The following is a 25,690-nucleotide window of genomic DNA, read 5'->3' on the forward strand; positions in this document are numbered from 1 at the left end:
CGGTGTGGCGAAGCTGAGAACTTAAGCGCCAGTAAACGGCGGTGGTAACTATAACCATCCTAAGGTAGCGAAATTCCTTGTCGGGTAAGTTCCGACCTGCACGAATGGCGTAACGACTTCTCGACTGTCTCAACCATAGGCCCGGTGAAATTGCACTACGAGTAAAGATGCTCGTTTCGCGCAGCAGGACGGAAAGACCCCGGGACCTTTACTATAGCTTGATATTGGTGTTCGGTTCGGCTTGTGTAGGATAGGTGGGAGACTTTGAAGCGGCAGCGCCAGCTGTTGTGGAGTCGTCGTTGAAATACCACTCTGGTCGTGCTGGATGTCTAACCTCGGTCCGTGATCCGGATCAGGGACAGTGTCTGGTGGGTAGTTTAACTGGGGCGGTTGCCTCCTAAAGAGTAACGGAGGCGCCCAAAGGTTCCCTCAGCCTGGTTGGCAATCAGGTGTTGAGTGTAAGTGCACAAGGGAGCTTGACTGTGAGACTGACGGGTCGAGCAGGGACGAAAGTCGGGACTAGTGATCCGGCGGTGGCTTGTGGAAGCGCCGTCGCTCAACGGATAAAAGGTACCCCGGGGATAACAGGCTGATCTTCCCCAAGAGTCCATATCGACGGGATGGTTTGGCACCTCGATGTCGGCTCGTCGCATCCTGGGGCTGGAGTCGGTCCCAAGGGTTGGGCTGTTCGCCCATTAAAGCGGTACGCGAGCTGGGTTTAGAACGTCGTGAGACAGTTCGGTCCCTATCCGCTGCGCGCGTAGGAATATTGAGAAGGGCTGTCCCTAGTACGAGAGGACCGGGACGGACGAACCTCTGGTGTGCCAGTTGTCCTGCCAAGGGCATGGCTGGTTGGCTACGTTCGGAAAGGATAACCGCTGAAAGCATCTAAGCGGGAAGCCTGCTTCGAGATGAGTATTCCCACCCCCTTTGAGGGGTTAAGGCTCCCAGTAGACGACTGGGTTGATAGGCCAGATGTGGAAGCCCGGTAACGGGTGGAGCTGACTGGTACTAATAGGCCGAGGGCTTGTCTAACTATTTTTGCTTCGCGTCCACTGTGTAGTTCTGAAGTAACGAACCGTGATAATACCCGGTTGGTTAATTTCATAGTGTTTCGGTGGTCATAGCGTTAGGGAAACGCCCGGTTACATTCCGAACCCGGAAGCTAAGCCTTTCAGCGCCGATGGTACTGCAGGGGGGACCCTGTGGGAGAGTAGGACGCCGCCGAACAATTTTTGAGAAGAAGCCCCCAGGCTATTGCCTGGGGGCTTCTTTGCGTTGTCGATACCGGCGTTCCCTACAGTGGTGCCATGCGCTACGACCTGATCATCTTCGACAACGACGGCGTCCTCGTGGACAGTGAGCCGATCTCCAACCGGATCCTCGCCGGCCATCTCACGGAACTCGGCCACCCCACGTCGTACGAGGAGTCGATCCGCGACTACATGGGCTCCGCGATGCACCGGGTCCACGAGCTGGTGTTGGAGCAGTCCGGGCAGAAGTTGCCGGCGGACTTCAACGACGTCTTCCATGCTCGGGTGTTCGAGGCGTTCCGGCGGGACCTCCAGCCGGTGCCCGGGGTCGGGGACGTCCTGGGGAAGCTGACGGCGGAGGGGGTGCCGTACTGTCTCGCCTCGTCGGGGAGCCATGAGCGGATCCGGGTGGCGCTGCACAAGACCGGGCTCTTCGAGCACTTCGGTGAGGAGCGCATCTTCAGCTCGCAGGACGTCGGGCGCGGGAAGCCGGCACCGGACCTCTTCCTGCACGCGGCACAGGTGATGGGAATCGCTCCCGGGCGGTGCGCGGTCGTCGAGGACAGCCCGCTGGGAGTGCAGGCGGCCGTGGCGGCCGGGATGGACGTGTACGGGTTCACCGCGATGACTCCCGTGGCCAAGCTCGGGGACGCCAATGCCCTGTTCAGCGAGATGCACGAGCTCCTGGATCTGATCGTCTAACTTGTGACCCGCAACACCTACTCATCCGTAGCTTCGGGATCTACGCTGCTCGCTCATGGACGCATCTCTGCGGCATGGCCGGGCCTCGCTGGCGGTCAGCTTCTTCAGCCAGGGCGTGGTTTTCGCTCTGCTCGTGACCCGTATCCCGGCGATCCAGGATCGCTACGGCATCAGTGACGGGCTGCTGCCGGTCTTCCTCGCCGCGGTGCCGATCCTGGCCGGGGCGGGCAGCGTTGCGACCGAGCACCTGGTGAAGCGGGTGCGGCCCAGTGTCGTACTGCGGTGGGTCCAGCCGTTGGTCGCGCTGGTCCTGGTCGCGGCGGGTTCCGGGAACGCCATGTGGCAGATAGCCGTGGCGCTGGGCCTGTTCGGCATCTGTGTCGGCGGGCTCGACGCCTCCATGAACATGCTGGGTGTGAGCCTGCAGCGCACCTACGGCCGGAGCATCATGCTCGGCTTCCACGCCGCCTACAGCCTCGGCGGCATCACCGGCGCCTCGCTGGCGTGGGCCGGGGCGCACTGGCATCTGTCGCTCGCGGTGCTCTACGCGCCGGTCGCCGTCGTGCTGATCCCGCTCGTTCTCATCGGGAGCCGCTGGTACGTGGACCAGCGGCCGGAACCGGTGGCCGAGGGCGCGGCGGCTCCCGTGGCGACACCCGTGGTGATGCGGCTGCTGCTGCCGCTCTGCCTGGTGATGGCCTTCGCGTACATCGGGGACTCGACGGTCTCCAACTGGAGCGCGAAGTACCTGCAGGACACGCTCGGGAGCTCGGAGCAGCTGTCCACCGTTCCGTACAACATCTACATGGTGACGACGCTGCTCGGCCGGGCGGCCGGGGACCTCGGGGTGCGGCGCTTCGGCGGGGCCGCCGTGGTGCGGGCCGGTACGGTGCTCGCCGCGGTCGGGTTCGGGGTGGTCGCGGCGGCGCCGGGCCCGTGGGCCGGGATGCTCGGGTTCACGCTGCTGGGGTTCGGGCTGTGCGTCATCGTGCCGACGACGTTCGCGGCGGCGGGACGGCTGTTCCCCGGCGCCTCGGACACGGCCATCGCGCGGCTGAACATCTTCAACTACGTCGGTTTCCTGATCGGCGCCCCGCTCGTGGGTGCGATCGGTGACGCGTGGAGCTACCGGGGCGCGATGCTGATCCCCATGGTGCTGGTGCTGGCGACTCTGCTCTATGCCAAGTCGTTCGACACCGGCGAGGCCCGATACCGTGTCGGCCATGAGCGGCCGCGCACAGCTGATGTGGGATGAGCAGGTAACAGGTTACGACTTCGGCCCCGGGCATCCGATGGACCCGGTGCGGCTGTCGCTCACGATGCGGCTGGTCGAGGCTTTCGGGCTGGACCAGGCGCTCAAGGTGACCTCCGCGCCGGCCGCCGGGGACTCCACGCTGGGGTTGGTGCACCGCGCCGACTACGTGGCCGCGGTGCGGCGGGTCTCCGCCGATCCGCACTCGGTGGAGCTGGACTACGGCCTCGGTACCGAGGACAACCCGGCCTTCGCGGGCATGCACCGGGCCTCCGCGCTGATCGCCGGGCAGTCCGTCGGGGCGGCCGAGGCGGTGTGGAGCGGTGACGTTGCTCACGCGGTGAACTTCGCCGGCGGCCTGCATCATGCGATGCCGGGCTCCGCCGCGGGCTTCTGCGTCTACAACGACGCGGCGCTGGCGGTGGCGCGGCTGCTGGAGCTCGGTGCGGAGCGCGTGGTCTACGTGGATGTCGATGTGCACCACGGGGACGGGGTGCAGGCCGTCTTCTGGGACGATCCACGCGTTCTGACGATCTCGCTGCACGAGCACCCGCGGACGCTGTTCCCGCAGACCGGCTGGCCGGAGGAGACCGGTGGCGCCGGCGCGGAGGGCGGGGCGGTGAACATCGCGCTGCCGGCCGGGACGGGCGACGCGGGGTGGCTGCGGGCGTTCCACGCCGTCGTACCGGAGCTGATCGCGGCCTTCCGGCCGCAGGTCGTCGTCTCGCAGCATGGCGCGGACACCCATTTCGAGGACCCGCTGGCGCATCTCGCGGTGAGTCTGGACGCGCAGCGCGCGGTCGCCGAGGCGTGTCACGAGCTGGCGCACGAGCACGCGGAGGGCCGCTGGGTGGCGCTCGGCGGGGGCGGCTACGCGGTGACGGACGTCGTACCGCGCTCCTGGACGCATCTGGTGGCGATCGCCGCGGGCACGCCGATCGATCCCGCCGCCGAGACGCCGGAGGCGTGGCGGCACGAGGTGTACCGGGCGGCGCGGGCCGTGGCGCCCGCGCGGATGACGGACGGCCGTCACCCGGTCGTCTGGCGGAGTTTCGAGGAGGCGGGGTACGACCCGGCGGACCGCCTCGACCAGGCGGTTCTGGCGACCCGGCGCGCGGTGTTCCCGCTGCACGGCCTGCTGGCCTGAGCCGGCCGAACGGGCGGGCAGGAGAAGCGAGCGGGATGGGTGGTATTGAGCACCAATCACCCGCAAGGGGTGCGTTTTCCGGTTTCGGGTGGATGACGGCGGCATGGACGGCAGTATCGAAGGCGTGCTGAGTGTCGGCGCGCTGCGCGCGCATCTGCTGGCGGCCCGGCTGGCCGGTCCCGTGGCGACGCCCCGGGAGAAAAGTCTGCTCAGTTATCGGATGTTCGCGGCACGCGATCCGCGCCAGACGCTCGGCCTCGACCCCGAAGGGGCGTGGGGTACCGCGGAGTTGTTGCGGCTGATGGCCGAAAGATGCGGGGTTTCCCCGGATCCCGGACACACTTCGGGGCAGGATGTGATCGACCCCGACTGCACGGTGGCGGCACTCGACGCTTTTGCGGAACGATTGGCGCGGGCGGCTGTTGACCGGGTTCCGGTGCTGATCGGAACAGGTCATCCGCACCGACTCCTGGGCTTCTACGCCGGATTGGCTGCCGCGTTGTCGGCGGCGGGATGTCCTGTCCTCACCTCCGCGCATGGTCGACGTATCGACATTCTGACCCGATTCGGGCTACGCCAGCACAACCTTTGGTACGTAGGCGGAGTCGCGATGGTCCGCACCGTGGACGCGCTCCCCACCTCGGGTGAGCCCGGGGCGCACACGCACTCCCCCCTCCCGGTTCGTACCGCACTGGCCGCCGCGGCCGGCCGTGGGGGGCAGCTGCCGGGACTGGTGGTCGGTGATCACGGGTGGGTCTGCGGGGCTGGTCAGCTGGGCATCGAGGCGATCGGGCTGGCGGACGCCGACGATCCGGCGGTCTTCGTGGCCGAGGCGGAGGGGCGGGTTTCCGTCGCCGTTCCGCTTGATGACGCTGTGCGGTCCGATTACTACCGGCCGCTTACACGCTATGTACTCAATCGAGCGTGTCTGTCACAGTAGTCAACCGATCGCAACTCCTCTTCCCCACTTGCATCACCCGCACCTAATCTGGGGAGGAGCGCACGTGCCTGCTGGAGTCACCGGAGGGGAAGCCGGTGGCCGTCATGTGCGGAAGGTTCAGGTGTGTCATGGCTGCTAGCGACAGGCCTCTCAACGAGGTCGTTTTCCTGACTGTGGCGGAGGTCGCCTCAGTGATGCGTGTGTCCAAGATGACCGTGTACCGACTGGTACACAGCGGCCATCTGCCGGCGATCCGGGTGGGCAGGTCCTTCCGGGTGCCAGAACAAGCCGTCCACGACTATCTGCGTGAGTCCTACGTGGGGGTGGGGGAATCTGCTTGACGGCCTTCTCGGTCGCCTCGGTTCTACCCGCCCCCTCGGGGCGGGTAGGCTTGGCCGACGTAGGTCGTGTGGGCTCGGACGCCCCGCACCGAGTGAAAACGAAGCGAGGGTAGTCGTGGGCTCTGTCATCAAGAAGCGGCGCAAGCGTATGGCCAAGAAGAAGCACCGCAAGCTGCTGAAGCGTACGCGTGTGCAGCGTCGCAACAAGAAGTAAGCGAGCCACTCGCTGCACTTCCTGCCCTCCCACCACCGTGCTCCGCACGGCGGTGGGAGGGCAGCTGCGTTTCCGGGGTACCTCGGCTACCCGGGGGTAGCCGAAGGGGCGGGGCGCCCGCCGTACGGGGGTCGTTCCGGTGCGGCCGCCGTGGCCAACGGCCCGGAGGCCGTCATCACAGCGCAACATCGAACCGATACGGTGCGTACATCCCTGACGGAAGGCGCTGAATCGTGGGCAAGGTGGTGCTCGTCACCGGAGTCGCGCGAAAGCTCGGCAGCCGGTTCGTCCGCCGGATCCAGCATGATCCGGAGGTCGACCGGGTGATCGGCGTGGACGCCGAGGTGCCCGAGCACCAGCTGGGCAACGCGGAATTCGTCAGGGCGGACATCCGGCACCCGATGATCGCCAAGGTGCTGGCCCAGCACGCCGTCGACACCGTCGTCCATATGGACGTCAGCGGCACCCCGCTGGGCTCCGGCGGCCGGGCGCAGGTCAAGGAGACCAACGTCATCGGCACGATGCAGCTGCTGGGGGCGTGCCAGAAGGCCCCGACGGTGCGCCGCCTCGTGGTGAAGTCGACGACCAGCGTCTACGGCTCCGCGCCCCGCGACCCGGCGGTGTTCACCGAGACCATGCCGCCGAAGTCGCTGCCCAGCGGTGGCTTCGCCAAGGACGCGGTCGAGGTCGAGGGCTATGTGCGCGGCTTCGCGCGCCGCCGGCCGGACGTGGCGGTGGCCGTCCTGCGGTTCGCCAACATCCTCGGCCCGCAGGCCGACTCCCCGCTCGCGGAGTACTTCTCGCTGCCGGCGCTGCCGACCGTGTTCGGCTACGACCCGCGGCTGCAGTTCGTGCATGAGGACGATGTGACCGACGTACTGGTCCTCGCCTCCCTCGACGCCCGCCGTGGGACGCTCAACAGCGGCACGTTCAACATCGCGGGCGACGGCGTCCTGCTGCTGTCGCAGACCGCCAGGCGGCTCGGCCGCCCCACCGTCCCGGTGCTGCTGCCCGCCGTCACCTGGGTCGGACAGATGCTGCGCACGGCGGGGGTCACCGACTTCTCGCCGGAACAGATCCGGCTGCTGACGCACGGCAGAGTGGTGGACACCACACAGATGCGTGAGACGCTCGGTTTTGCGCCGCGCTACTCGACGGCCGAGACCTTCTGCGACTTCGCCCGCAGCCGTGGCCCCGGCCTGCTGCCGCCCGACCGGCTCGCCCGCACGGTCGACGCGATCGCCGCCGCACTTCCCGCGGGCGCCAACCGGACGTGAGAGCACCGACGAGGAGGAGCCGCAGCATGGCGGACGCCAAGGTCATCCCGTTCGACGAGGACACCCGTGCCCGTCGGGGGCCGGGTCGGCCGCGCGGACGGGCGGGGTCCCGCAAGAAGAACGAAGGGGCCGCGTCGGCGACACCGCTGTCCGCCGTCCCGGCGGAGTTCCCGAACGAACCGGCCGGCGCACCGGAGCCGCGCGCTCCGCGCGACGACGCCGACCCCGCGGGCGCTCCCGCGACCGCCCCTGAGGGCGTGCAGCAGGGCCAGGACGGCCCCGCGGGCGACCCGGGGGCAACGGGAGGCACCGGAGTCGCCGACGGCGGTGGCGCGCCGCGCACGGCGCCCGCCTCGGGAGTCGCCGAGGCCCTGGCCGACGCGCTCGGCGGTGCGGCCGAGCGGCTGATGGGCGCCCGCTGGGACCGGAAGGTCGCGCACGGGCTGTCGTTCCTGCGGCGCCGGATCACCGGCGACTACGAGGTCGACGAGTTCGGTTACGACGAGCAGCTCACCGACCAGGTGCTCATGTCGGTGCTCCGGCCGTTCTTCGACCAGTACTTCCGGGTCGAGGTCAAGGGCATCGAGAACATCCCGGCCGAGGGCGGGGCCCTGGTGGTCGCGAACCACTCCGGGACGTTGCCGCTGGACGGGCTGATGGCGCAGGTCGCCGTCCACGACCACCACCCGGCCGGCCGGCATCTGCGGCTGCTCGCCGCCGACCTGGTCTTCGTGCTGCCCGTGGTGAACGAGCTGGCCCGCAAGGCGGGCCACACGCTGGCCTGCACCGAAGACGCGCAGCTGCTGCTGGAGCGCGGTGAGGTCGTCGGGGTGATGCCGGAGGGCTTCAAGGGTCTCGGCAAGCCCTTCGCCGACCGCTACAAGCTGCAGCGCTTCGGGCGCGGCGGCTTCGTCGCGACGGCGCTGAAGACCGGGGCGCCGATCATTCCGTGCTCGATCGTGGGCGCGGAGGAGATCTACCCCATGGTCGGCAACTCCAAGACGCTGGCACGGCTGCTGGGCGTGCCGTACTTCCCGGTCACACCGACGTTCCCCTGGCTGGGGCCGCTGGGCCTGGTGCCGCTGCCGACGAAGTGGACGATCCAGTTCGGCGAGCCGATCAGGACCGACCACTACCCGCCGGAGGCGGCGGAGGACCCGATGCTGGTCTTCAACCTGACGGACCAGGTCCGGGAGACCATCCAGCACACGCTGTACAAGCTGCTGGTGCAGCGGCGGTCCGTGTTCTTCTGAGTTCTCGCGGGACGTCAAAGGGGTGGGTCCTGGCCGATGGCCAGGACCCACCCCTTTCACCTGCACGACCGCCGGTTACTCCTTGGCGTCCTCCGCCCCGAGGCCGAGGCCCGGGAGCAGGCCGGGGAGCAGCGGGGGCAGGTTGACGGACGGCGGCGTGGAGGCCGCCGGATCGGACGGGTTCTCGCCGCCGGTGCCCGGTGACGGGGGCAGCAGTCCGTCCGTACCGCCGAGCAGATGGTCCTTGCCGGCGCCGGCGCTCGGGCTGTCGGTGGTGCCCGGTGTGCCGCTGTGGCCTTCCGCGGTGGCGGGGGCGTGCGGCGCCGGCGTCGCTGTGCCGCTGTGACCGGTACCGACCGAGCCGGGTTTGCCGGCCTGACGGTGCGCGGGGCCTTCGCTGCCCTGGGGTTTGGGGAGCTTGCCGGCCAGCGGCGCGACATCGTGCTCTATGGCGTCGAAGACCGACGTGACCTGGCTGCTCACATCACCGAGCTGGCTGGGCAGCCGGTCGCGCAGCTGGCTCCAGCCTTCGCGGTGCGAGGCGTTGAACTCGTTCAGCAGCTCCATCGGCTGCAGCGAGCCGTCGCGCTGGTACGCCTCGGTGAGCAGCCGGTGGCCTTCCGCGGCCTCCTGGTGCATACCGGAGAGCGCCCGGCGGACCTCGCCGACCGATTCGCTGTCGAGCTCGCCGGAGCGACCCCGCTCCATGAGGCGCCGGGCCTCCTGCATGCGGGTCGCGGCCATGTCCAGATAGACGCTTCCCCGGGAGGCGTCGTTGTTGGCCATGTCCAGCTTGAGATCCTCCATGCCCCGTTTGAGGCCGTAGAGGGTGTCCCCTGGCAGTGCGTTCGTACTGGCCGCCGCGACGCCGCCGAGGGCCCCGGCCGCGACGCCCACGGAGAGCCCGCCGGCGGCGAGCCGGCGGGACCAGCGGGATCGTGGCCTGAGCTTCCCGAGCCCGGTGGCGCGGTGCGCGCCGCCGGTGCGTTGCTCGGGGACCTTGGGGGAGACCTCAAGGCTGCCGTCGGCAAGCGCGGTCTCCATCGCGGCGATCAGTTGGGCACGTTGCACCGTCTTCGCCTCGGCGCTCAGCACCGGCGGCTGCCGGTTGCCGATGGCGCCGACCAGTGCCAGCAGCCGCCCCTGATCGGGGTCGGCGTGCCGGTCCGTGGCATGGGCGCCGTGTTCGCCGGTGGGCTCCTGGGGTGCGCTGTCGGAGTTCCGGGGGTCTTTCCCCGGAAAACCGGCAGTCTCAAGGGCCTGGGCGAAGGCGTTCGCCCGACGGTGTGCCGTTGCTTGTCCGATCATGGGCGGCACCTCCTCTCGTCATCCACACTCGACTCCCGAAGCCGCCCGGAAGGTTGCATTCCTTGTTTCTGTCCACCCAATCGAGTGACTGGAAGCGGCCAGAGCGCGGCAGAGAGGTGTCTGCATGTGGTGCAACGAGCGCCGCGCCAGTTGGGTTACGCGGTCATGATGATCGGACCGGAGCGGCCGGAAAAAAGGCCGGAGAGGGTGGGGAAAAAGGGACAACTCAGTCTCACCGGGCGTCTTCGGGGAGAAGCCTGGCCAGGGTTCGCACGGCTCGGTACTGAAGGGTCTTGATCGCCCCTTCGTTCTTGCCCATGATGCGTGCGGTCTCGGCGACCGACAGGCCCTGCAGGAAGCGCAGCGTCACGCACTCCTGCTGCTGGGGGTTGAGCTTCCTGACGGCGACGAGAAGCGCCTCGTTGGACAGCGATTCCAGCACCGAGTCCTCGGGGCTGCGCTCGACCTCGTTGGCGTCGAGCATCTCGCCGGTGGTGACCTCGAGCCGGAAGCGGCTGGACTTGAAGTGGTCGGCGACCAGGTTGCGGGCGATGGTGACGAGCCACGCGCCGAAGTCGCGGCCCTGCCAGGTGAAGGTGCCGATCCGGCGCAGGGCGCGCAGGAACGTCTCACTGGTCAGGTCCTCGGCGGTCGCCTTGCCGCCGACGCGGTAGTAGATGTAGCGGTAGACGGTGTCGGAGTAGTGGTCGTAGAGCCGGCCGAAGGCCTCGGTCTCGCCGGCCTGGGCCCGCTCGACGAGGTCCATCATCCGGCCGCTGTCACTGTCCGCGGCGGGACGTCGAGCGGTGGGGCCTCCGGCAGCGTTGCTGCCCGAGCCGCTCTGCGGGTTGTTCCGGGTGCGTCTGCCTGCGGCGGTGCTGACTTCGGCCAGTGCGTACGCGGGGCCGGCGGGAAAGGGCGTGGCGAGGGCGGGCTCGGCGAACGCGGGGACGACACGCAGGCAGTCGTTCACCAATGCGCGCAGCGTTGCCAGGCCGGAGGTGTCAACCCCGTCGTGTGGGTACACGGGACTCCCAGAGGCAGAACTTCCATCACGTGCAGTACGGGACCGTGCACCCGCCGTGGTCGACGTGTGGGTTCCGATTGCGTCTGAGGAGAATAACGCTTCGTACAGGCGGCGCTACACCGTGTTGCCTAAATCGCCGGTTACGTCGGTTCCTTGGTGCATTGGTGATCGATCAATTATCGAACACTGAACCGAAGTTGACCGCATCTGTTCGTGAATTGCTCGCGGGGAGTGCGTGTTGTGGCTGTGTGGCAGTGCTGCGACTGCGGTGGGTCCAGAGGGGGGTACGACGGGCCGTCGGCGTGCCGGATCTAGGGCGTGTTGCGGAAAGTGGCGCCGTTCGCCCGTGGGCCAGGCGGGACTTTCGCAACACGCCTTAGCGGCGGCGTCGGTGGATCGCGACCGCGGCGACCGCGCCACCCGCGACGGCGCCGACCCCGGCCGCGGCCGGGATGCCGATCTTCGCGGCCTTGCGGCCGGTGCGGTAGTCGCGCAGCCGCCAGCCGTGGGCGCGGGCGTGCTTGCGCAGCCGGGTGTCGGGGTTGATCGCGTACGGGTGTCCGACCAGCGACAGCATCGGGATGTCGTTCGCCGAGTCGCTGTACGCGGCGCAGCGGGACAGCTGAAGTCCCTCGGCGCCGGCGAGCGCCCGGACCGCCTCGGCCTTGGACGGGCCGTGCAGCGGTTCTCCGACCAGCCGGCCGGTGTAGACACCGCCGACGGATTCGGCGACGGTGCCCAGCGCGCCGGTCAGGCCGAGCCGGCGGGCGATGATCGTCGCGGTCTCCACGGGCGCGGCCGTGACCAGCCAGACCCGCTGGCCCGCGTCGAGGTGGGCCTGGGCGAGTGCCCGGGTGCCCGGCCAGATCTTCTCGGCCATGTACTCGTCGTAGATCTCCTCGCCGATCGCCATGAGCTCCTCGACGCGGTGCCCCTTGACGATCGACAGCGCGCTGTCCCGCGCGTCCTGCATGTGCTCGGGGTCCTCGGACCCGGCGAGCCGGAACCAGGCCTGCTGCCAGGCGAAGCGGGCGAGCTCGCGCTTGTGGAAGAACTTCCGCTTGTACAGGCCGCGGCCGAAGTGGAAGATCGCGGCGCCCTGCATCACGGTGTTGTCGAGGTCGAAGAAGGCGGCGGCGTGCGGATCCCCCACGACGGGGAACTCGGGCGCGGCGGATTCCTTCTCCGCTTCCTTCTCCGGCGCCGCGAGTGCGGCCTCGGCCGCGGCCTCGCCTGCCAGCACGCTGCGCGCGGTGGCGGAGCGCCTACGGGGGGTGAGCCATTGCAGAGCGGCCATGCGGCGAGCATAGCCATTTTGTTCGGCCGGTCCGCGCCGCGTAAGGAGCGAAGGCGTGAACTCCTCGCGACGTACGTGTTACCCGCCGGCCGGCTGCGCCGGTGGCGGTCGGGGGCACAATGTCTCGAATGAGTCCTCTCCTGCGCCGTAGCGCCCGCAAGGATCCCGCCGACCGCACCGTGACGCTGATCGGCAAGCCCGGCTGCCATCTGTGCGACGACGCCCGTGCCGTGATCGAGAAGGTCGCGGGGGAGCTCGGTTCCCGGGTCGAGGAACGGGACATCACGCAGGACGAGGAGCTGTACCGCAAGTACTGGGAGCAGATTCCGGTGGTGCTGGTCGACGGCGAGCAGCACGACTTCTGGCGGGTCGACGAGCAGCGGCTGCGTACCGCGCTCACCGGCTGAGGCCGGGTCGACACGGATCCGGCTGCGTCGCAGGTGGGAGGCGTTCCTGGCCGACGGGTGATTTGAGCGCGTTACTCGTGGTGCGCGTATTCGATTACCATCGAGTTCGTTTTGTACACCCGGGGGCTAGGCGTGAGGAGTGTGGGCGCGTGCTCTCCGGACGGTTCCAGGGGTCTGGCGGCTATGCCGTCGTGGACCTGGAGGCCACCGGGTCCAGTTCACGACGGCACCGGGTGATCGAGGTGGCGGTCGTGCTGCTCGACCGGGAGTGCGTCCCGCAGGGTGAGTTCAGCACGTTGATCGATCCCGAGGGGCTGGTCGGCCCGACCCACATCCATGGCATCGAGGGGCCCGACCTCGGCGGTGCCCCGACGTTCGCGGGCATCGCGCCGAAACTGCTGGGGCTGCTGCGCGGCAGGGTGCTGGTGGGGCACAACGTGGGCTGTGACCGGGCATTCCTGGTCGCGGAGTACGCGCGGCTCGGGGTGACGCTGCCGGCCGTGCCGGAGTTGTGCACCATGCGGATGGCCATCTCCCGGGTGCCCGCTCCGCGCGGATTCTCGCTGGGGGCTTGCGTAGCGGACGCCGGACTGGGTGACTGGGCGGCGCACACGGCGCTGGGTGACGCGCGGGCCACCGCGCGGCTGTTCGCCCATTACGCGGCGGACGCACCGGACCGGGCCGGCGTGCCCGGAGCGGTGGAGGCGGCGGCGGGAGTGGAGTGGCCGGTGATCGCGCATATGCCGGAGGCCGACGCGCTCTGGCTGGGGCGGCGTTCCGTTGATCGTCCGGTGGTTCGGTCGGCGGAAATACCGAACGACCCGAAGGGGTGGAACGATTCGGCACAGCAAATGGTTCCTAATGTCCGGAATGGGAGTGCGTGATGCCGGTCACTTCCCCTGGACAAAGCGGACACTATCTTTGTGCACGCGTTCACAAAGACATAGCCTGGCAAGCACGGGGCGGCCCCGGGGACTGTGGTCCCTGGACGTCTACGCTCTATCCGCAGGAGCATCGTGGCAACTAGCCGTTCTCACCGACCGGCGACCCGCAGCCGAGGTATCCCCGAGGCCACCGTCGCCAGGCTTCCGCTGTACCTGCGGGCTCTCACCACGCTCTCCGAGCGTTCGGTGCCCACGGTGTCGTCGGAGGAACTCGCGACCGCCGCGGGCGTCAACTCCGCGAAGCTGCGCAAGGACTTCTCCTACCTGGGCTCCTACGGGACCCGCGGCGTCGGCTACGACGTCGAGTACCTCGTCTACCAGATCTCCCGTGAGCTGGGCCTCACCCAGGACTGGCCGGTAGTGATCGTCGGTATCGGTAACCTCGGCGCCGCGCTCGCCAACTACGGCGGCTTCGCCTCCCGCGGTTTCCGCGTCGCGGCCCTCATGGACGCCGACGCCGCCCTCGCCGGGAAGCTGGTGGCCGGACTCCCGGTCCGGCACATCGACGAGCTGGAAGCGATCGTCGAGGACAACCAGGTGTCGATCGGTGTCATCGCGACCCCGGCCGGCGCCGCGCAGGAGGTCTGCGACCGCCTCGTCACCGCGGGCGTCACCTCCATCCTGAACTTCGCGCCGACCGTGCTGCAGGTCCCCGAGGGCGTCGACGTCCGCAAGGTCGACCTCTCCATCGAGCTGCAGATCCTCGCGTTCCACGAGCAGCGCAAGGCCGGCGAGCAGGGCCAGGGCCCGGACGGGGACGTGCCCGCCGTGATGCCGGCATGAGTGTTCTCGTCGTCGGCCTGAGCCACCGCAGCGCCCCGGTCAGCTTGCTGGAGCGGGCCGCGCTCACGGATGAGGCCAAGGCCAAGCTGCTGCAGGACGCGCTGGCCGCCGAGCCCGCGACCGAAGCGGCGGTGCTCGCCACCTGCAACCGCATCGAGCTGTACGCGGACGTGGACAAGTTCCACGCGGGCGTCGCCGAGCTGTCGATGCTGCTGTCGCTGCACAGCGGCGTCGGCCTCGAAGAGCTCACTCCCTATCTTTATGTGCACTACGAGGACCGGGCGGTCCACCATCTGTTCTCGGTCGCCTGCGGCCTGGACTCCATGGTGGTCGGCGAGGGCCAGATCCTCGGCCAGATCAAGGACGCGCTCGCCCTCGGCCAGGAGCTGCACACCGCGGGACGGCTGCTCAACGACCTGTTCCAGCAGGCCCTGCGGGTCGGTAAGCGCGCCCACAGCGAGACCGGCATCGACCGGGCCGGGCAGTCCCTCGTCACCTTCGGCCTCGACCAACTGGCCGCCACCACCGGCCCGCTGGCCGGCAAGCGCGTGCTGGTGGTCGGCGCGGGCTCGATGTCCTCGCTCGCCGCCGCGACCCTGGCCCGCGCGGGCGTCACCGAACTCGTCATCGCCAACCGCACCGCCGACCGCGCGGAGCGGCTCGCGGCGCAGCTCGGCGGCCGGGCCGCCGACTTCGACGCCGTCGCCGGCGAACTGGCCTCGGCCGACCTCGTCGTGTCGTGTACCGGCGCGACCGGGCTGGTCCTGGACCATGCCACCGTCGCCGCCGCCGTCGCCACCCGCACCGCGACCGGCGCCGACGCCGCACCGCTGGCCCTGCTCGACCTGGCCATGCCGCGCGACGTCGACGCCGCCGTGCACGGCCTCGAAGGCGCTCACCTGGTCGACATAGAGTCGCTCGCCGAGGCCTCCGCGGACGCCCCGATGGCCGCCGACGTCGACGAGGTCCGCAAGATCGTCGCCGCCGAGGTCGGTGCCTTCGGCGCCGCCCAGCGCGCCGCCCGCATCACCCCCACCGTCGTCGCGCTGCGCGCGATGGCCGCCGACGTCGTCACCGGTGAACTCACCCGGCTCGACGGCCGGCTCCCCGACCTGGACGACAAGCTGCGCTCGGAGATCACCCAGACCGTGCGCCGCGTCGTCGACAAGCTCCTGCACGCGCCCACCGTGCGGGTCAAGCAGCTCGCGGGCGAACCCGGCGGCGCCGGGTACGCCGACGCGCTGCGTGAACTCTTCGACCTCGACCCGCAGGCGGTCGCCGCCGTCAGCAGGGCCGACGACCCGAATCGAGGGCGGCCATGAACGGCCCCACCGCATTGAAACTGGGCACCCGGCGCAGCAAGCTGGCCATGGCGCAGTCCGGCATGGTGGCGGAGCAGGTGCGCCAACTGACCGGCCGGCCGGTCGAACTCGTCGAGATCACCACGTTCGGGGATGTCTCCCGCGAGCAGCTCGCGCAGATCGGCGGCACCGGAGTCTTCGTCTCCGCGCTGCGGGACGCGCTGCTCGCCGGTGAGATCGACTTCGCCGTGCACTCGCTCAAGGACCTGCCGACGACTCCCGCCGAGGGCCTCACGCTCGCTGCGATCCCGGTCCGCGAGGACCCGCGCGACGCGCTCGTGGCCCGCGATGGGCTGACGTTCGAGGAGCTCGTGGCGGCCGCCGCCGCGCTGGGCCGGCCGGCCCGCGTCGGCACCGGATCGCCGCGCAGGATGGCACAGTTGAACGCCTGGGCCCGCAGCCTGGGCGGAGCGGTCGAGACGGTGCCGATCCGTGGCAACGTCGACACCCGCATCGGCTTCGTCACCTCTGGCGAACTCGACGCCGTCGTCCTGGCCGCCGCCGGGCTCAGCCGTCTCGGCCGCCTCGCCGAGGCGACCCAGCTGATCCCCGTCGAAGCCGTCCTGCCCGCCCCCGGACAGGGGGCGCTGGCCGTCGAATGTGCCGCCGGTAACGCGGCGGGACCGGCACTGGCCGCACAGCTCGCGGAGCTCGACGACCCGTTCACCCGGGCCGCCGTCACCGCGGAACGATCACTGCTCGCCGCCCTTGAGGCCGGCTGCTCCGCCCCTGTGGGCGCGCTCGCCGACCTGGTGGCCGACGGGCAGATTTCCGAGCTGCGCCTGCGGGGGGTCGTCGGCACGACCGACGGCACCCAGCTGGTGCAGATGTCCATCACTGGTGCAACCCCTGAGTCCGCGGATGACGCCGCGGTTCTCGGTCGCGAACTCGCGGCCGAGATGCTCGCCAAGGGCGCAGCCGGTCTTATGGGGGAGCGCGTACTTTGAGCCCCACCGCCGTCAATCACTCCGGCCTCGGCCACGTCACCTTCCTCGGTGCCGGGCCCGGTGATCCCGGGCTGTTGACCCTGCGCGCCGTCGAGGCGCTGGCTCATGCCGACATGCTGGTCGGCGAGCCGCACGTGCTGGAGGTCGTGCGTACGCACGCCCGAGCAGATGTGGGCACGGCTGAACCAGCGGTAGGCGAGGGCGCGTTGGACGCCTCCGCTGCCGCCACCCAGCTTGTCATGACGTCCGCACGCACCGGCAAGCGGGTCGTCCGTGCGGTAGCGGGTGATCCCGGCCTGGACAACTGCACGGCGAGCGAGATGCTCGCCTGCGCGGCGGCCGGCATCCCCTTCGAGGTCGTACCGGGCGTCTCCGCGGCGATGGGCGTACCCGCCTACGCCGGGGTCCCGCTCAGCGCCGACGTCCGTTTCGTCGACGCCGCCACCGCGTCCGACCGCTGCTGGAGCGAGGTCGGGGCGAGCGATGCCACGCTGGTCCTCACCACCACGCTGCAGACCGTGGTCGCCACCGCCGCCGAACTGATGGCGGCGGGCCGCAAGCCCGACACCCCGCTGTCGGTCACGGTCGCCGGTACGACGACCCGGCAGCGCACGTGGACCGCGACACTGGCCACGATCGCCTCCGAGCTCAAGGCCACCAAGGCCCTGCCGACCCCGGAGGGCCCGATCGCGGCGATAGCCGTGGTGGGCCAGCGCAGTCTCCAGCGCGCCCAGCTGTCCTGGTTCGAGACCAAGCCGCTGTTCGGCTGGCGCGTCCTGGTGCCGCGCACCAAGGAGCAGGCCGCCTCGCTGTCGGACCAGCTGCGCTCGTACGGCGCGGTCCCGCACGAGGTGCCGACGATCGCCGTCGAGCCGCCGCGCACCCCGCAGCAGATGGAGCGGGCCGTGAAGGGCCTGGTCACCGGACGCTACGAATGGATCGCCTTCACCTCCGTGAACGCGGTCAAGGCGGTGCGGGAGAAGTTCGAGGAGTACGGGCTCGATGCCCGCGCCTTCGCGGGGATCAAGGTCGCAGCGGTCGGCGAGCAGACCGCCCAGTCGCTGGTCGAGTTCGGCGTGAAGCCGGATCTCGTGCCGAGCGGTGAGCAGTCCGCGGCCGGACTGCTGGAGGACTGGCCGCCGTACGATCCGGTCTTCGACCCGATCGACCGGGTCTTCCTGCCGCGCGCCGACATCGCCACGGAGACGCTGGTGGCGGGCTTGGTGGAGCTCGGGTGGGAGGTTGACGACGTCACCGCCTACCGGACGGTGCGCGCCTCGCCTCCGCCTGCGGATACTCGGGAAGCGATCAAGGGCGGCGGGTTCGACGCGGTGCTCTTCACGTCGTCGTCGACGGTGCGGAATCTGGTGGGGATCGCCGGTAAGCCGCACAACGTGACCGTGATCGCCTGTATCGGGCCGGCCACGGCGAAGACCGCCGAGGAGCACGGGCTGCGGGTCGACGTGATGTCGCCGGAGCCGTCCGTGCATGCGTTGGCGCAGGCGCTGGCCGATTTCGGTACGGCGCGGCGGGTGGCGGCGGAGGACGCGGGCGATCCTGTGACGCGGCCCAGCGAGCGGCGGCCGGGGTCGCGGCGGCGGGCGCGCGTCTGACGCGTTTTTTTGGGACGAGGGGTACGGTGCGGTCCGCTCTGACAGGGCGGGGCCGCGCCGGGGTATCTCCTCGGACGACGAACGCTCGTGTCCGTTGCAAGGTGACGGCCCGATTCGTTCGTCGTCCTGCGGGGACACCCCGCCACGTCCCCTCCGGTCGGTGGGTGGGTGTGCCCCACGTCCCCCCTCCGTTCGCTCCGGCCGACTTTTAGTCGGGAAGAGCATGCTGGGACCAGGCGTAGCGTGGACGTCTGGAATGGCTCCGGTGTTGGAGGAAGGCACGGACATGACTGGCTACGGTGATTTTCCCGGAGCGCGCCCCCGCAGGCTGCGCACCAGTCCGGCGATGCGGCGCCTGGTCGCCGAGACCCGGCTGAACCCCGCTGAGCTGATCCTGCCGATGTTCGTCCGTGAGGGCATCAGTGAGCCGGTGGCGGTCTCCTCCATGCCCGGCGTGTTCCAGCACACCCGCGACACGCTCCGTAAGGCGGCCCTGGAGGCGGCCGAGGCGGGCGTCGGCGGGATCATGCTGTTCGGTGTGCCGGCGGTGAAGGACGCGCTCGGCACGCAGGGCACCGAGCCGGACGGCATTCTCCAGGTCGCCATCCGTGACGTGGTGGGTGAGGTCGGGGACGCGGTGGTGGTGATGTCCGACCTGTGTCTGGACGAATTCACCGACCACGGCCATTGCGGGGTGCTCGACGCGCAGGGCCGGGTCGACAACGACGCGACGCTGGAGCGCTACGCCGAGATGGCGCAGGTGCAGGCCGACGCGGGCGTTCATGTGGTGGGGCCGTCCGGGATGATGGACGGTCAGGTCGGCATCGTGCGCGACGCGTTGGACGCGGTCGGGTTCGAGGACGTGTCCATCCTGGCGTACACGGCGAAGTACGCGTCGGCCTTCTACGGGCCCTTCCGCGAGGCCGTCGACTCGTCGCTGACCGGCGACCGCAAGACCTATCAGCAGGACCCGGCGAACTTCCGCGAGTCGCTGCGCGAGCTGGCGCTCGACCTGGCGGAGGGCGCCGACATGGTGATGGTCAAGCCCGCGCTGCCGTATCTGGACGTGCTGCGGAAGGTCGCCGACACGGTCGACGTACCCGTGGCGGCCTACCAGGTCAGCGGCGAGTTCGCGATGGTCGAGGCGGCGGCGGCGAACGGCTGGATCGACCGCGACCGCACCATCATGGAGACCCTGACGTGCGTGCGGCGGGCGGGCGCGAACATGATCCTCACGTACTGGGCGACCGAGGTCGCCCAGAAGCTTTCGCGCTAGCGCTGGGCCGAGTGGCTTGCCGCGAAGGCGGCGAAGTCCGCCCAGGCGGCGGGCGTGAACGTGAGCGCGGGTCCGTCCGGGTCCTTGGAGTCCCGGACGTGGACTGCGGCCGGGTGGGCGGCGACTTCTACGCAGTTGCCGCCCTCGTCGCTGCTGTGACTGGACTTGCGCCAGGCGTAGGCGATCTCGACGCAGTTGCCGCCTTCTTCACTGCTGTAGCTGGATGTGAACCACGTCAGGTTGTTGGTGGCGGAGGTGGTGGTCGGTGCGCCGTTCATGCGTCTCCTAGCAGCCGATCCAGCAGGCTCCTGGTGTCCTCAGGATTGAGAGCCTGGGTTCGCAGCATCGCATATTTCCGAGCGAGGATGCTGACCTCATCGGGGTTGGAGACCAGGTGACTGCCGCGCTGGGCCTCGGTGTAGGCGAGGTGGTCGTGGTCGGGTGTCTCCAACAGGACGAAGGGGCCCGCGAGCGCGGCATGGGTTCTGCGGCCGAACGGCATCACCTGGAGCGAGGCACCGGGGAGGTCCGTCAACTCCCCTAACCACCGAAGCTGTTCGCGGAACACCGCTGCACTTCCCAGCCGGTCCATGAGAACGGCCTCGGAGATGATGAAGCTGGCGCTCGGTGGGTCTGTGCGGTGCAGGACCGCCTGACGTTCGATCCGCGACGTGACGCGTTCCTCGATCGCATCCTCACTGAGCGAGGGGACGTTGCTCCGGAAGGTCGCGCGGGCGTAGTCCTCGGTCTGGAGCAGCCCGGGCAGAACCTGGTTCTCGTATGACGAGAGGGTGATGGCCTCCCGCTCGTACGTGATGAACTCCGCCGCCCAGACCGGGTACTTGTCCCGCTCCGGCAGGTGTTCCACCGCTACCGCGAGGGCGCCCTTGGTGTCGAGGGCGCGGTCCATGTCGGTGGCGAGGTCGGGTTGGAGGGCGCGTCTGCCCTGTTCGATGGAGGCGATGGTCTCCTCGTGGACGATGAGGCGCTCGGCCAGTTCTCGTTGGGTGAGTCCGGCGACCTTGCGGAACATGGCCACCTGGGCGCCCACGAGCCGCAGTGCGGACGCGTTCTTCTTCGGCTTCTGCCAGGGGTGCATGGTGACCAACTCCCCACCCGGGTCCGTACGTGACCGGCGACGCGCCCGTACGCGCGATCCGTACGGGTTGACGCTCTGGTCCACCGTAGTCACTGAGCGCAACCCTTGCCGCATGAACGACGACATCCGACCGACCGGTTCCCGTGCGTGTTTCTACCCACGTGAGAGGCGATCCGTGCCCGCTGCACGGGAGTTCGCCCGGCAGGCCCTGGTGGGGTGGGGACTCGGGGAGCTCGCGGACGCGGTGTTGCTCTGCGTGAGCGAACTGGCCACCAACGCACTCCTGCACGGCGTCCCCGCCGGACGCGGGTTCCTGCTCCACCTCGCCGTCACCGGTGACGGTCCGCTGCGCATCGAGGTCCACGACAGCGGGGATGGTCACCCGCACCTCGTTCCGGACTCCGGCGCGGGCTGCGAGTCGGGGCGCGGGCTGCTGCTGGTGCAGGCGCTCTCCGAGAAGTGGGGCGAGGCCCTGCGGGAGCCCGGCAAGATCGTCTGGTGCGAGTTCGCGTGCGGCGATGCCGAGGCCGTAGAGACGCAGTTCGCCGGGATCGACCGGGTGATCGTCGAGGCCACGGCGGGGGCAGATGTGCTTCCGGCGCTGCCCGGGGTCTCGGACGATCAGCTCACGGAGGCGGAGCGGCGTGAAGTACGGGATGCCATGGAACTGATCTACGGGTGCGAAGACCTTCCGGAACTCGACGCACAGGACGTACACGTGGTGCCCGTCTGAGCCCGGGCCGGGCCCTGCCGGGTTGCCGGTGAAACGGTGCCACGGGAACCGGCCGGGCGAGGCAGTATGGAGACGCCACCCGAGCCGAAGGAGACGAGCCGACCATGAGCGCAGAACGAGCGAGCAGCCCCGGTCAGGTGCCGCAACCAGCCGCTACGCCCGAGGCGCTCCGTTCGGCTCTGGCGATAGTGGCTCCTGTCCGGCTTCCTGCGTTCGACCAGGAAAGAATCGCCGCCACCGACGCGGCCCGTGCCGCTGTCTCAGCCGCGCCGCTGCGGCGTTTTGTCGAGCAGTGGGCCGTGTACGTCGCGATCGAGCGGCACCCCGACCGCGCGGCAAGACTGCGCGAGCTGGAAGCGCGGGCAGCGACCGTGGATGACCTTGACGAGGCCCGCCGCGTGGCCGCTGAAGTAGGCGCGATCCTTGCCACTGCTGCGATCGAGGCCGGGCTCGACCGGGGCGAGGACGGCACATGAGCGACGGTGACGGATGGCGGTGGGACTACGTTCCCGACGAGCAACTGACCAATGGCGTGCCCGCGCACGTCGTGGCCGAGGCCGAGCACATCGCGGCCGAGCTGTAGCCCTCGCCGGGTTGGCTATTGACGTCAGCGATCTGGGATCCGGGCCCCGGCCAGGTCAGCCCGGCGGCGTTCGCAGGTTCGAGCTGGCGAGCGGGGGATGGGTGGATGTGCTCGTGCTGCCTCGGTCCTGCCTGGTGGCGATCGTGCTGATCATGCCGCCCGTCCAGCACCTGTAGCCCTGCAAACACGGCAGCGCCCGGCCCTCCACACGGGGGCCGGGCGCTGCCGTGGCGGACAGAACCTAGAGCTGCTCGGGGGTGTGGATGCCCAGCAGCGTCATTCCCTGGCGCAGCGTGCGGCCGGTCAGGGTGCAGAGGAAGAGCCGGTTCTCGCGGACGTCCGCGGGGGTCTCGGGCTTGAGGACCGGGCACTGCTCGTAGAACGTCGCGAAGGCCGAGGAGACCGCGTAGAGGTAGGACGCCAGCTTGTGCGGCTCGTAGGTGTCCGCGACACCCGCGAGGGCGTCACCGAACTCGTCCAGCAGCAGGCCCAGCGCGCGCTCGGCCGGGGCCAGCGGCAGCTCCGGGCGGGCGACGGCCCGGGCTTCTCCGGCCTTGCGGAGAATGGACTGGGTCCGGGCGAACGCGTACTGGATGTACACGCTCGTGTCGCCGGTCAGGGACACCATCCGGTCCAGGTCGAAGACGTAGTCGCGGCCCAGGGACGTCGACAGGTCCGCGTACTTGACCGCGCCGATGCCGACCTCGGCGCCGCGCTCCGCGACCTCCTCGTCGGAGAGCTCCTCGTTCTTCTCCCGCACGACGACGGCGGCCCGCTCGACGGCCTCGTCGAGCAGGTCGACCAGCCGGACGGTCTCACCCTCACGGGTCTTGAACGGCTTGCCGTCCTTGCCCAGCACCGTGCCGAACGGCAGGTGCTTGACGGTGACCTCTTCGGTGAGCCAGCCGGCCCGCCGGGCGGTCTCGAAGACCATGCGGAAGTGCAGCGCCTGCCGGGCGTCCACCACGTAGAGGAGGGTGTCGGCCTTCAGGTTGCCGGTCCGGTCGCGGATCGCCGACAGGTCGGTGGCCGCGTAGCCGAAGCCGCCGTCCGCCTTCTGCACGATGAGCGGGACCGGCTCGCCGTCCTTGCCCTTGATCTCGTCGAAGAAGACGCAGAGCGCGCCGTTGGAGCGCACCGCGACGCCGGTGTCCTCGAGGATCCGGCAGGTCTCGACGAGCATGTCGTTGTACGCGGACTCGCCGACGATGTCGTCGTCCTGGATCGCGATGTCCAGCTTGTTGTAGACCGAGTAGAAGTAGATCTTCGACTCGTCGACGAACCGCTGCCAGAGCGCCAGCGTCTCCGGCTCCCCGGCCTGCAGGTCCACGACCCGCTTGCGGGACCGGTCCTTGAACGCCTCGTCGGCGTCGAAGAGCGTCCTGGCTGCCTTGTACGTCCGGTTGAGGCGGGACATCGACGCCTCGCCGTCGGTGTCGGCGGGGGAGTGGTCCAGCTCGTGCGGGTGCTCGATCAGGTACTGGATGAGCATGCCGAACTGGGTGCCCCAGTCGCCGATGTGGTGCCGGCGGATCACCGTCTCGCCCTCGAACTCCAGGATCCTGGCGATGGCGTCACCGATGACGGACGACCGCAGATGGCCGACGTGCATCTCCTTGGCCACGTTCGGCTGGGCGTAGTCGATCACCGTGGTGCCGGGGTCCGCGGTCAGCGGCACGCCGAGCCGGTCGTCGGCGGCGCGGGCGGCCAGCGTCGTGGTGATCGCCGCGTCGGAGATGGTGATGTTGAGGAAGCCGGGGCCCGACACCTCGATCTCGGAGATCAGCTCGTCGGTGGGCAGACCGGCGACGACCTGGGCCGCGAGCTCCCGCGGGTTCGCCTTGTTCTTCTTCGCCAGGCCCAGCACACCGTTGGCCTGGAAATCGGCCCGGTCGCTTCGGCGCAGCAGCGGGTCGGCATCGACGGCCGACGGCACGGCGGCCGCCAGGGCGGCCGAGACACGCTGCTGGACAGAGGCGGAAAGGGATGCGACCGAGGCCATGGGGTGGGTGCCATTCCGGTTGGGGGAGTGGGAAACCCTTTGAGTATCCCACGGGAGCGCATCCCCTTTTCGGTCCCTGAATCCGGCTGATCGCGAGCCGCGGGCGAGCCGCCGGTAATCCGTGCGCGACGCCGCATTGCGGTCTGTGAGAATGGGTGCGACATGCTGTCGAGGAAGGAAGTGCCGATCGTGGCTCAGAGCCCCGAGACCGACTGGGTCTCCCGTTTCGCGGACGAGGTCATTGCCGAGGCGGACCGTCGCGCCCCCGGCAAACCGATCGTCTGCGCATCGGGTCTCAGCCCGTCCGGCCCGATCCACCTCGGCAACCTGCGCGAGGTCATGACGCCGCACCTGGTGGCCGACGAGATCCGCCGCCGCGGTCGTGAGTGCGTCCACATCATCTCGTGGGACGACTACGACCGGTTCCGCAAGGTGCCCAACGGCATCGACCCGTCCTGGTCCGAGCACATCGGCAAGCCGCTGACCGCGGTCCCGGCGCCGGCGGGCAGCGAGTACGGCAGCTGGGCCGAGCACTTCAAGGCGCCGATGATCGCCGCGCTCGGCGAGCTGGGCATCGAGTTCCACGGCATCAGCCAGACCGAGCAGTACACGGCCGGCGCCTACCGCGAGCAGATCCTCTTCGCCATGCGCGAGCGTGCCGCCATCGACGCGATCCTCGACCGGTACCGGACGAAGGACAAGCCGGCGACCGGCAAGAAGCCGCAGCAGAAGCAGCAGAAGCCGCTCGACGAGGCCGAGGTCGAAGCCGCCGCGGGCTCCGGCGCGGCCGACGAGGACGACGGCACCGGCGGCGCGGGCTACTACCCGTACAAGCCGTACTGCTCGGTCTGCAACAAGGACCTCACCACGGTCACGTCCTACGACGACGAGACCACCGAGCTCTCCTACACCTGCGCCTGCGGCCACGCCGAGTCCGTGAAGCTCTCCGAGCACAACCGCGGCAAGCTGGTCTGGAAGGTCGACTGGCCGATGCGCTGGGCGTACGAAGGCGTGATCTTCGAGCCTTCGGGCGTCGACCACTCCTCGCCGGGCTCCTCCTTCGTCGTCGGCGGTCAGATCGTCCGCGAGATCTTCGGCGGTGAGCAGCCCATCGGCCCGATGTACGCCTTCGTCGGCATCAGCGGCATGGCCAAGATGAGCAGCTCGGCCGGGGGCGTCCCCACGCCGTCCGACGCGCTGGAGATCATGGAGGCGCCGCTGGTGCGCTGGCTCTACGCCCGCCGCCGCCCCAACCAGTCGTTCAAGATCGCCTTCGACCAGGAGATCCAGCGCACCTACGACGAGTGGGACGCGCTGGAGCGCAAGATCGCCGACGGCTCGGTGCAGGCCGCCGACGCCGCCGCGTACAGCCGCGCGACCCGCACCGCCGCCGGTGAGCTGCCGAGGACGCCGCACCCGCTGCCGTACCGGACGCTCGCCTCCGTCGTCGACATCACCACCGGCGACGAGGAGCAGACGCTGCGCATCCTGCGCGACCTCGACCCCGCCAACCCCGTCACCTCGCTCGACGCCACCCGGCCGCGGCTCGACCGCGCACAGGCGTGGATCACCACCCACGTCCCCGCCGACCAGCGCACCCGGGTCCGCACCGAGCCCGACACCGAGACCCTCGACGCGCTCCCGGCCACCGACCGGGCCGCGCTCGACCTGCTCATCGACGGACTCGACGACCACTGGTCGCTGGACGGCCTGACGACCCTCGTCTACGCCGTGCCGAAGCTCCAGGCCGGCCTGGACGCCGACGCCAAGCCCACGCCCGAACTCAAGGTCGCGCAGCGCTCGTTCTTCGCGCTGCTCTACCAGCTGCTCGTCGGCCGGGACACCGGCCCCCGGCTGCCCACCCTGCTGCTCGCGGTGGGCGCGGACCGCGTCCGTACGCTGCTGGGCGCCTGACGATCACAACGATCCCC

Annotated in this window: 24 protein-coding genes and 2 rRNA genes (1 of these 26 running past the window's edge); 20 read left to right on the forward strand and 6 right to left on the reverse strand. The window is 69.6% G+C overall.

What is annotated here, in order from left to right; translation table 11 throughout:
• The 10 genes from C8250_RS24585 to C8250_RS24630 all read left to right on the forward strand — a co-directional run.
• Positions 1 to 1,035: ribosomal RNA gene (locus tag C8250_RS24585) — 23S ribosomal RNA — on the forward strand; it begins 2,090 nt to the left of the window's first position.
• Between the two features lie 78 nt (positions 1,036 to 1,113).
• Positions 1,114 to 1,230, forward strand: a 5S ribosomal RNA gene (gene rrf / locus C8250_RS24590).
• An 80-nt stretch (positions 1,231 to 1,310) separates the two neighbouring features.
• Positions 1,311 to 1,955 carry an HAD family hydrolase gene (locus tag C8250_RS24595; protein WP_138355120.1) on the forward strand — a complete coding sequence of 215 codons (645 nt, stop codon included), beginning with the start codon at positions 1,311 to 1,313 and terminating at the stop codon, positions 1,953 to 1,955.
• Between the two features lie 55 nt (positions 1,956 to 2,010).
• Positions 2,011 to 3,210 carry an MFS transporter gene (locus C8250_RS24600; protein WP_187144971.1) on the forward strand — a complete coding sequence of 400 codons (1,200 nt, stop codon included), beginning with the start codon at positions 2,011 to 2,013 and terminating at the stop codon, positions 3,208 to 3,210.
• Entirely contained in the window at positions 3,179 to 4,354 is a 1,176-nt protein-coding gene (locus C8250_RS24605) for an acetoin utilization protein AcuC (RefSeq protein ID WP_138355121.1), read from the forward strand. Before C8250_RS24600 ends, C8250_RS24605 begins: the two co-directional genes overlap by 32 nt.
• A gap of 124 nt (positions 4,355 to 4,478) precedes the next feature.
• Positions 4,479 to 5,294 carry a phosphatase gene (locus tag C8250_RS24610; RefSeq protein WP_138355193.1) on the forward strand — a complete coding sequence of 272 codons (816 nt, stop codon included), beginning with the start codon at positions 4,479 to 4,481 and terminating at the stop codon, positions 5,292 to 5,294.
• 128 nt (positions 5,295 to 5,422) lie between these two features.
• On the forward strand, positions 5,423 to 5,635 hold the full coding sequence (locus C8250_RS24615; RefSeq protein WP_164297503.1) for a helix-turn-helix domain-containing protein: 213 nt from the start codon (positions 5,423 to 5,425) through the stop codon (positions 5,633 to 5,635).
• A 115-nt stretch (positions 5,636 to 5,750) separates the two neighbouring features.
• Positions 5,751 to 5,849 carry an AURKAIP1/COX24 domain-containing protein gene (locus C8250_RS24620; RefSeq protein ID WP_003948845.1) on the forward strand — a complete coding sequence of 33 codons (99 nt, stop codon included), beginning with the start codon at positions 5,751 to 5,753 and terminating at the stop codon, positions 5,847 to 5,849.
• Positions 5,850 to 6,082: 233 nt separating this feature from the next.
• On the forward strand, positions 6,083 to 7,126 hold the full coding sequence (locus tag C8250_RS24625) for an NAD-dependent epimerase/dehydratase family protein (RefSeq protein ID WP_138355123.1): 1,044 nt from the start codon (positions 6,083 to 6,085) through the stop codon (positions 7,124 to 7,126).
• Positions 7,127 to 7,152: 26 nt separating this feature from the next.
• Positions 7,153 to 8,379 carry a lysophospholipid acyltransferase family protein gene (locus C8250_RS24630; protein WP_187144972.1) on the forward strand — a complete coding sequence of 409 codons (1,227 nt, stop codon included), beginning with the start codon at positions 7,153 to 7,155 and terminating at the stop codon, positions 8,377 to 8,379.
• A gap of 75 nt (positions 8,380 to 8,454) precedes the next feature.
• On the opposite strand, the gene C8250_RS24635 is transcribed toward C8250_RS24630, so the two are convergent.
• The 3 genes from C8250_RS24635 to C8250_RS24645 form a co-directional block, all read right to left on the reverse strand.
• Positions 8,455 to 9,687 carry a DUF5667 domain-containing protein gene (locus tag C8250_RS24635; protein WP_138355124.1) on the reverse strand — a complete coding sequence of 411 codons (1,233 nt, stop codon included), beginning with the start codon at positions 9,685 to 9,687 and terminating at the stop codon, positions 8,455 to 8,457.
• Between the two features lie 232 nt (positions 9,688 to 9,919).
• Positions 9,920 to 10,714: an ECF subfamily RNA polymerase sigma factor, BldN family gene (locus C8250_RS24640; protein ID WP_138355125.1), complete on the reverse strand. Its 795-nt coding sequence runs from the start codon at positions 10,712 to 10,714 to the stop codon at positions 9,920 to 9,922.
• A gap of 376 nt (positions 10,715 to 11,090) precedes the next feature.
• Positions 11,091 to 12,011 carry an HAD-IB family hydrolase gene (locus tag C8250_RS24645; RefSeq protein WP_138355126.1) on the reverse strand — a complete coding sequence of 307 codons (921 nt, stop codon included), beginning with the start codon at positions 12,009 to 12,011 and terminating at the stop codon, positions 11,091 to 11,093.
• 128 nt (positions 12,012 to 12,139) lie between these two features.
• Here C8250_RS24645 and C8250_RS24650 point away from each other — a divergent pair, with 128 nt between their 5' ends.
• From C8250_RS24650 to hemB, 7 genes are all read left to right on the forward strand, one after another.
• A complete protein-coding gene (locus C8250_RS24650; RefSeq protein ID WP_138355127.1) occupies positions 12,140 to 12,418 on the forward strand; it encodes a glutaredoxin family protein in 279 nt (92 codons plus the stop codon).
• A gap of 149 nt (positions 12,419 to 12,567) precedes the next feature.
• A complete protein-coding gene (locus tag C8250_RS24655) occupies positions 12,568 to 13,302 on the forward strand; it encodes a 3'-5' exonuclease (RefSeq protein ID WP_138355128.1) in 735 nt (244 codons plus the stop codon).
• A 132-nt stretch (positions 13,303 to 13,434) separates the two neighbouring features.
• On the forward strand, positions 13,435 to 14,145 hold the full coding sequence (locus tag C8250_RS24660) for a redox-sensing transcriptional repressor Rex (RefSeq protein ID WP_138355129.1): 711 nt from the start codon (positions 13,435 to 13,437) through the stop codon (positions 14,143 to 14,145).
• Entirely contained in the window at positions 14,142 to 15,467 is a 1,326-nt protein-coding gene (locus tag C8250_RS24665; RefSeq protein WP_138355130.1) for a glutamyl-tRNA reductase, read from the forward strand. The genes C8250_RS24660 and C8250_RS24665 overlap by 4 nt, the downstream gene beginning before the upstream one ends.
• Complete coding sequence (gene hemC / locus C8250_RS24670; RefSeq protein WP_138355131.1) at positions 15,464 to 16,453, forward strand: hydroxymethylbilane synthase; 990 nt, start codon at positions 15,464 to 15,466, stop codon at positions 16,451 to 16,453. Before C8250_RS24665 ends, hemC begins: the two co-directional genes overlap by 4 nt.
• The gene (locus tag C8250_RS24675; RefSeq protein WP_138355132.1) at positions 16,450 to 18,066 is read left to right on the forward strand and encodes a uroporphyrinogen-III synthase; all 1,617 of its coding nucleotides are present in this window, start codon (positions 16,450 to 16,452) and stop codon (positions 18,064 to 18,066) included. The genes hemC and C8250_RS24675 overlap by 4 nt, the downstream gene beginning before the upstream one ends.
• 286 nt (positions 18,067 to 18,352) lie before the next feature.
• Positions 18,353 to 19,342: a porphobilinogen synthase gene (gene hemB, locus C8250_RS24680; protein WP_138355133.1), complete on the forward strand. Its 990-nt coding sequence runs from the start codon at positions 18,353 to 18,355 to the stop codon at positions 19,340 to 19,342.
• On the opposite strand, the gene C8250_RS24685 is transcribed toward hemB, so the two are convergent.
• Positions 19,339 to 19,620 carry a DUF397 domain-containing protein gene (locus C8250_RS24685; RefSeq protein ID WP_138355134.1) on the reverse strand — a complete coding sequence of 94 codons (282 nt, stop codon included), beginning with the start codon at positions 19,618 to 19,620 and terminating at the stop codon, positions 19,339 to 19,341. The two genes, hemB and C8250_RS24685, sit on opposite strands and share 4 nt — an antisense overlap.
• Positions 19,617 to 20,441, reverse strand: coding sequence for a helix-turn-helix transcriptional regulator (locus tag C8250_RS24690; RefSeq protein WP_187144973.1), 825 nt, complete (start codon positions 20,439 to 20,441; stop codon positions 19,617 to 19,619). The genes C8250_RS24685 and C8250_RS24690 overlap by 4 nt, the downstream gene beginning before the upstream one ends.
• Positions 20,442 to 20,616: 175 nt before the next feature.
• Between C8250_RS24690 and C8250_RS44900 the strand changes: the two genes are divergently transcribed.
• Positions 20,617 to 21,174, forward strand: a complete 558-nt coding sequence (locus C8250_RS44900) for an ATP-binding protein (protein WP_307811595.1) — start codon at positions 20,617 to 20,619, stop codon at positions 21,172 to 21,174.
• Positions 21,175 to 21,278: 104 nt separating this feature from the next.
• Positions 21,279 to 21,650, forward strand: a complete 372-nt coding sequence (locus C8250_RS24700) for a hypothetical protein (RefSeq protein ID WP_138355136.1) — start codon at positions 21,279 to 21,281, stop codon at positions 21,648 to 21,650.
• A 348-nt stretch (positions 21,651 to 21,998) separates the two neighbouring features.
• On the opposite strand, the gene argS is transcribed toward C8250_RS24700, so the two are convergent.
• Positions 21,999 to 23,759: an arginine--tRNA ligase gene (gene argS, locus C8250_RS24710; RefSeq protein ID WP_138355137.1), complete on the reverse strand. Its 1,761-nt coding sequence runs from the start codon at positions 23,757 to 23,759 to the stop codon at positions 21,999 to 22,001.
• 162 nt (positions 23,760 to 23,921) lie between these two features.
• Here argS and lysS point away from each other — a divergent pair, with 162 nt between their 5' ends.
• Entirely contained in the window at positions 23,922 to 25,673 is a 1,752-nt protein-coding gene (gene lysS / locus C8250_RS24715; RefSeq protein ID WP_138355138.1) for a lysine--tRNA ligase, read from the forward strand.
• Positions 25,674 to 25,690: the final 17 nt, after the last annotated feature.

The sequence above is a fragment of the Streptomyces sp. So13.3 genome (genome assembly GCF_005860785.2).
GTDB lineage: Bacteria > Actinomycetota > Actinomycetes > Streptomycetales > Streptomycetaceae > Actinacidiphila > Actinacidiphila fildesensis.

What these genes read in the sequence shown, in the direction of transcription:
- hemC (WP_138355131.1), top strand. Translation starts at nt 15,464, where the DNA reads ATGAACGGCCCCACCGCATTGAAACTGGGCACCCGGCGCAGCAAGCTG.
- C8250_RS24700 (WP_138355136.1), top strand. Translation starts at nt 21,279, where the DNA reads ATGAGCGCAGAACGAGCGAGCAGCCCCGGTCAGGTGCCGCAACCAGCC.
- C8250_RS24600 (WP_187144971.1), top strand. Translation starts at nt 2,011, where the DNA reads ATGGACGCATCTCTGCGGCATGGCCGGGCCTCGCTGGCGGTCAGCTTC.
- C8250_RS24615 (WP_164297503.1), top strand. Translation starts at nt 5,423, where the DNA reads ATGGCTGCTAGCGACAGGCCTCTCAACGAGGTCGTTTTCCTGACTGTG.
- C8250_RS24635 (WP_138355124.1), bottom strand. Translation starts at nt 9,687, where the DNA reads ATGATCGGACAAGCAACGGCACACCGTCGGGCGAACGCCTTCGCCCAG.
- lysS (WP_138355138.1), top strand. Translation starts at nt 23,922, where the DNA reads ATGCTGTCGAGGAAGGAAGTGCCGATCGTGGCTCAGAGCCCCGAGACC.
- C8250_RS24685 (WP_138355134.1), bottom strand. Translation starts at nt 19,620, where the DNA reads ATGAACGGCGCACCGACCACCACCTCCGCCACCAACAACCTGACGTGG.
- hemB (WP_138355133.1), top strand. Translation starts at nt 18,353, where the DNA reads ATGACTGGCTACGGTGATTTTCCCGGAGCGCGCCCCCGCAGGCTGCGC.
- C8250_RS24630 (WP_187144972.1), top strand. Translation starts at nt 7,153, where the DNA reads ATGGCGGACGCCAAGGTCATCCCGTTCGACGAGGACACCCGTGCCCGT.
- C8250_RS24595 (WP_138355120.1), top strand. Translation starts at nt 1,311, where the DNA reads ATGCGCTACGACCTGATCATCTTCGACAACGACGGCGTCCTCGTGGAC.
- C8250_RS24605 (WP_138355121.1), top strand. Translation starts at nt 3,179, where the DNA reads ATGAGCGGCCGCGCACAGCTGATGTGGGATGAGCAGGTAACAGGTTAC.
- argS (WP_138355137.1), bottom strand. Translation starts at nt 23,759, where the DNA reads ATGGCCTCGGTCGCATCCCTTTCCGCCTCTGTCCAGCAGCGTGTCTCG.
- C8250_RS24650 (WP_138355127.1), top strand. Translation starts at nt 12,140, where the DNA reads ATGAGTCCTCTCCTGCGCCGTAGCGCCCGCAAGGATCCCGCCGACCGC.
- C8250_RS24645 (WP_138355126.1), bottom strand. Translation starts at nt 12,011, where the DNA reads ATGGCCGCTCTGCAATGGCTCACCCCCCGTAGGCGCTCCGCCACCGCG.
- C8250_RS24665 (WP_138355130.1), top strand. Translation starts at nt 14,142, where the DNA reads ATGAGTGTTCTCGTCGTCGGCCTGAGCCACCGCAGCGCCCCGGTCAGC.
- C8250_RS24690 (WP_187144973.1), bottom strand. Translation starts at nt 20,441, where the DNA reads ATGCACCCCTGGCAGAAGCCGAAGAAGAACGCGTCCGCACTGCGGCTC.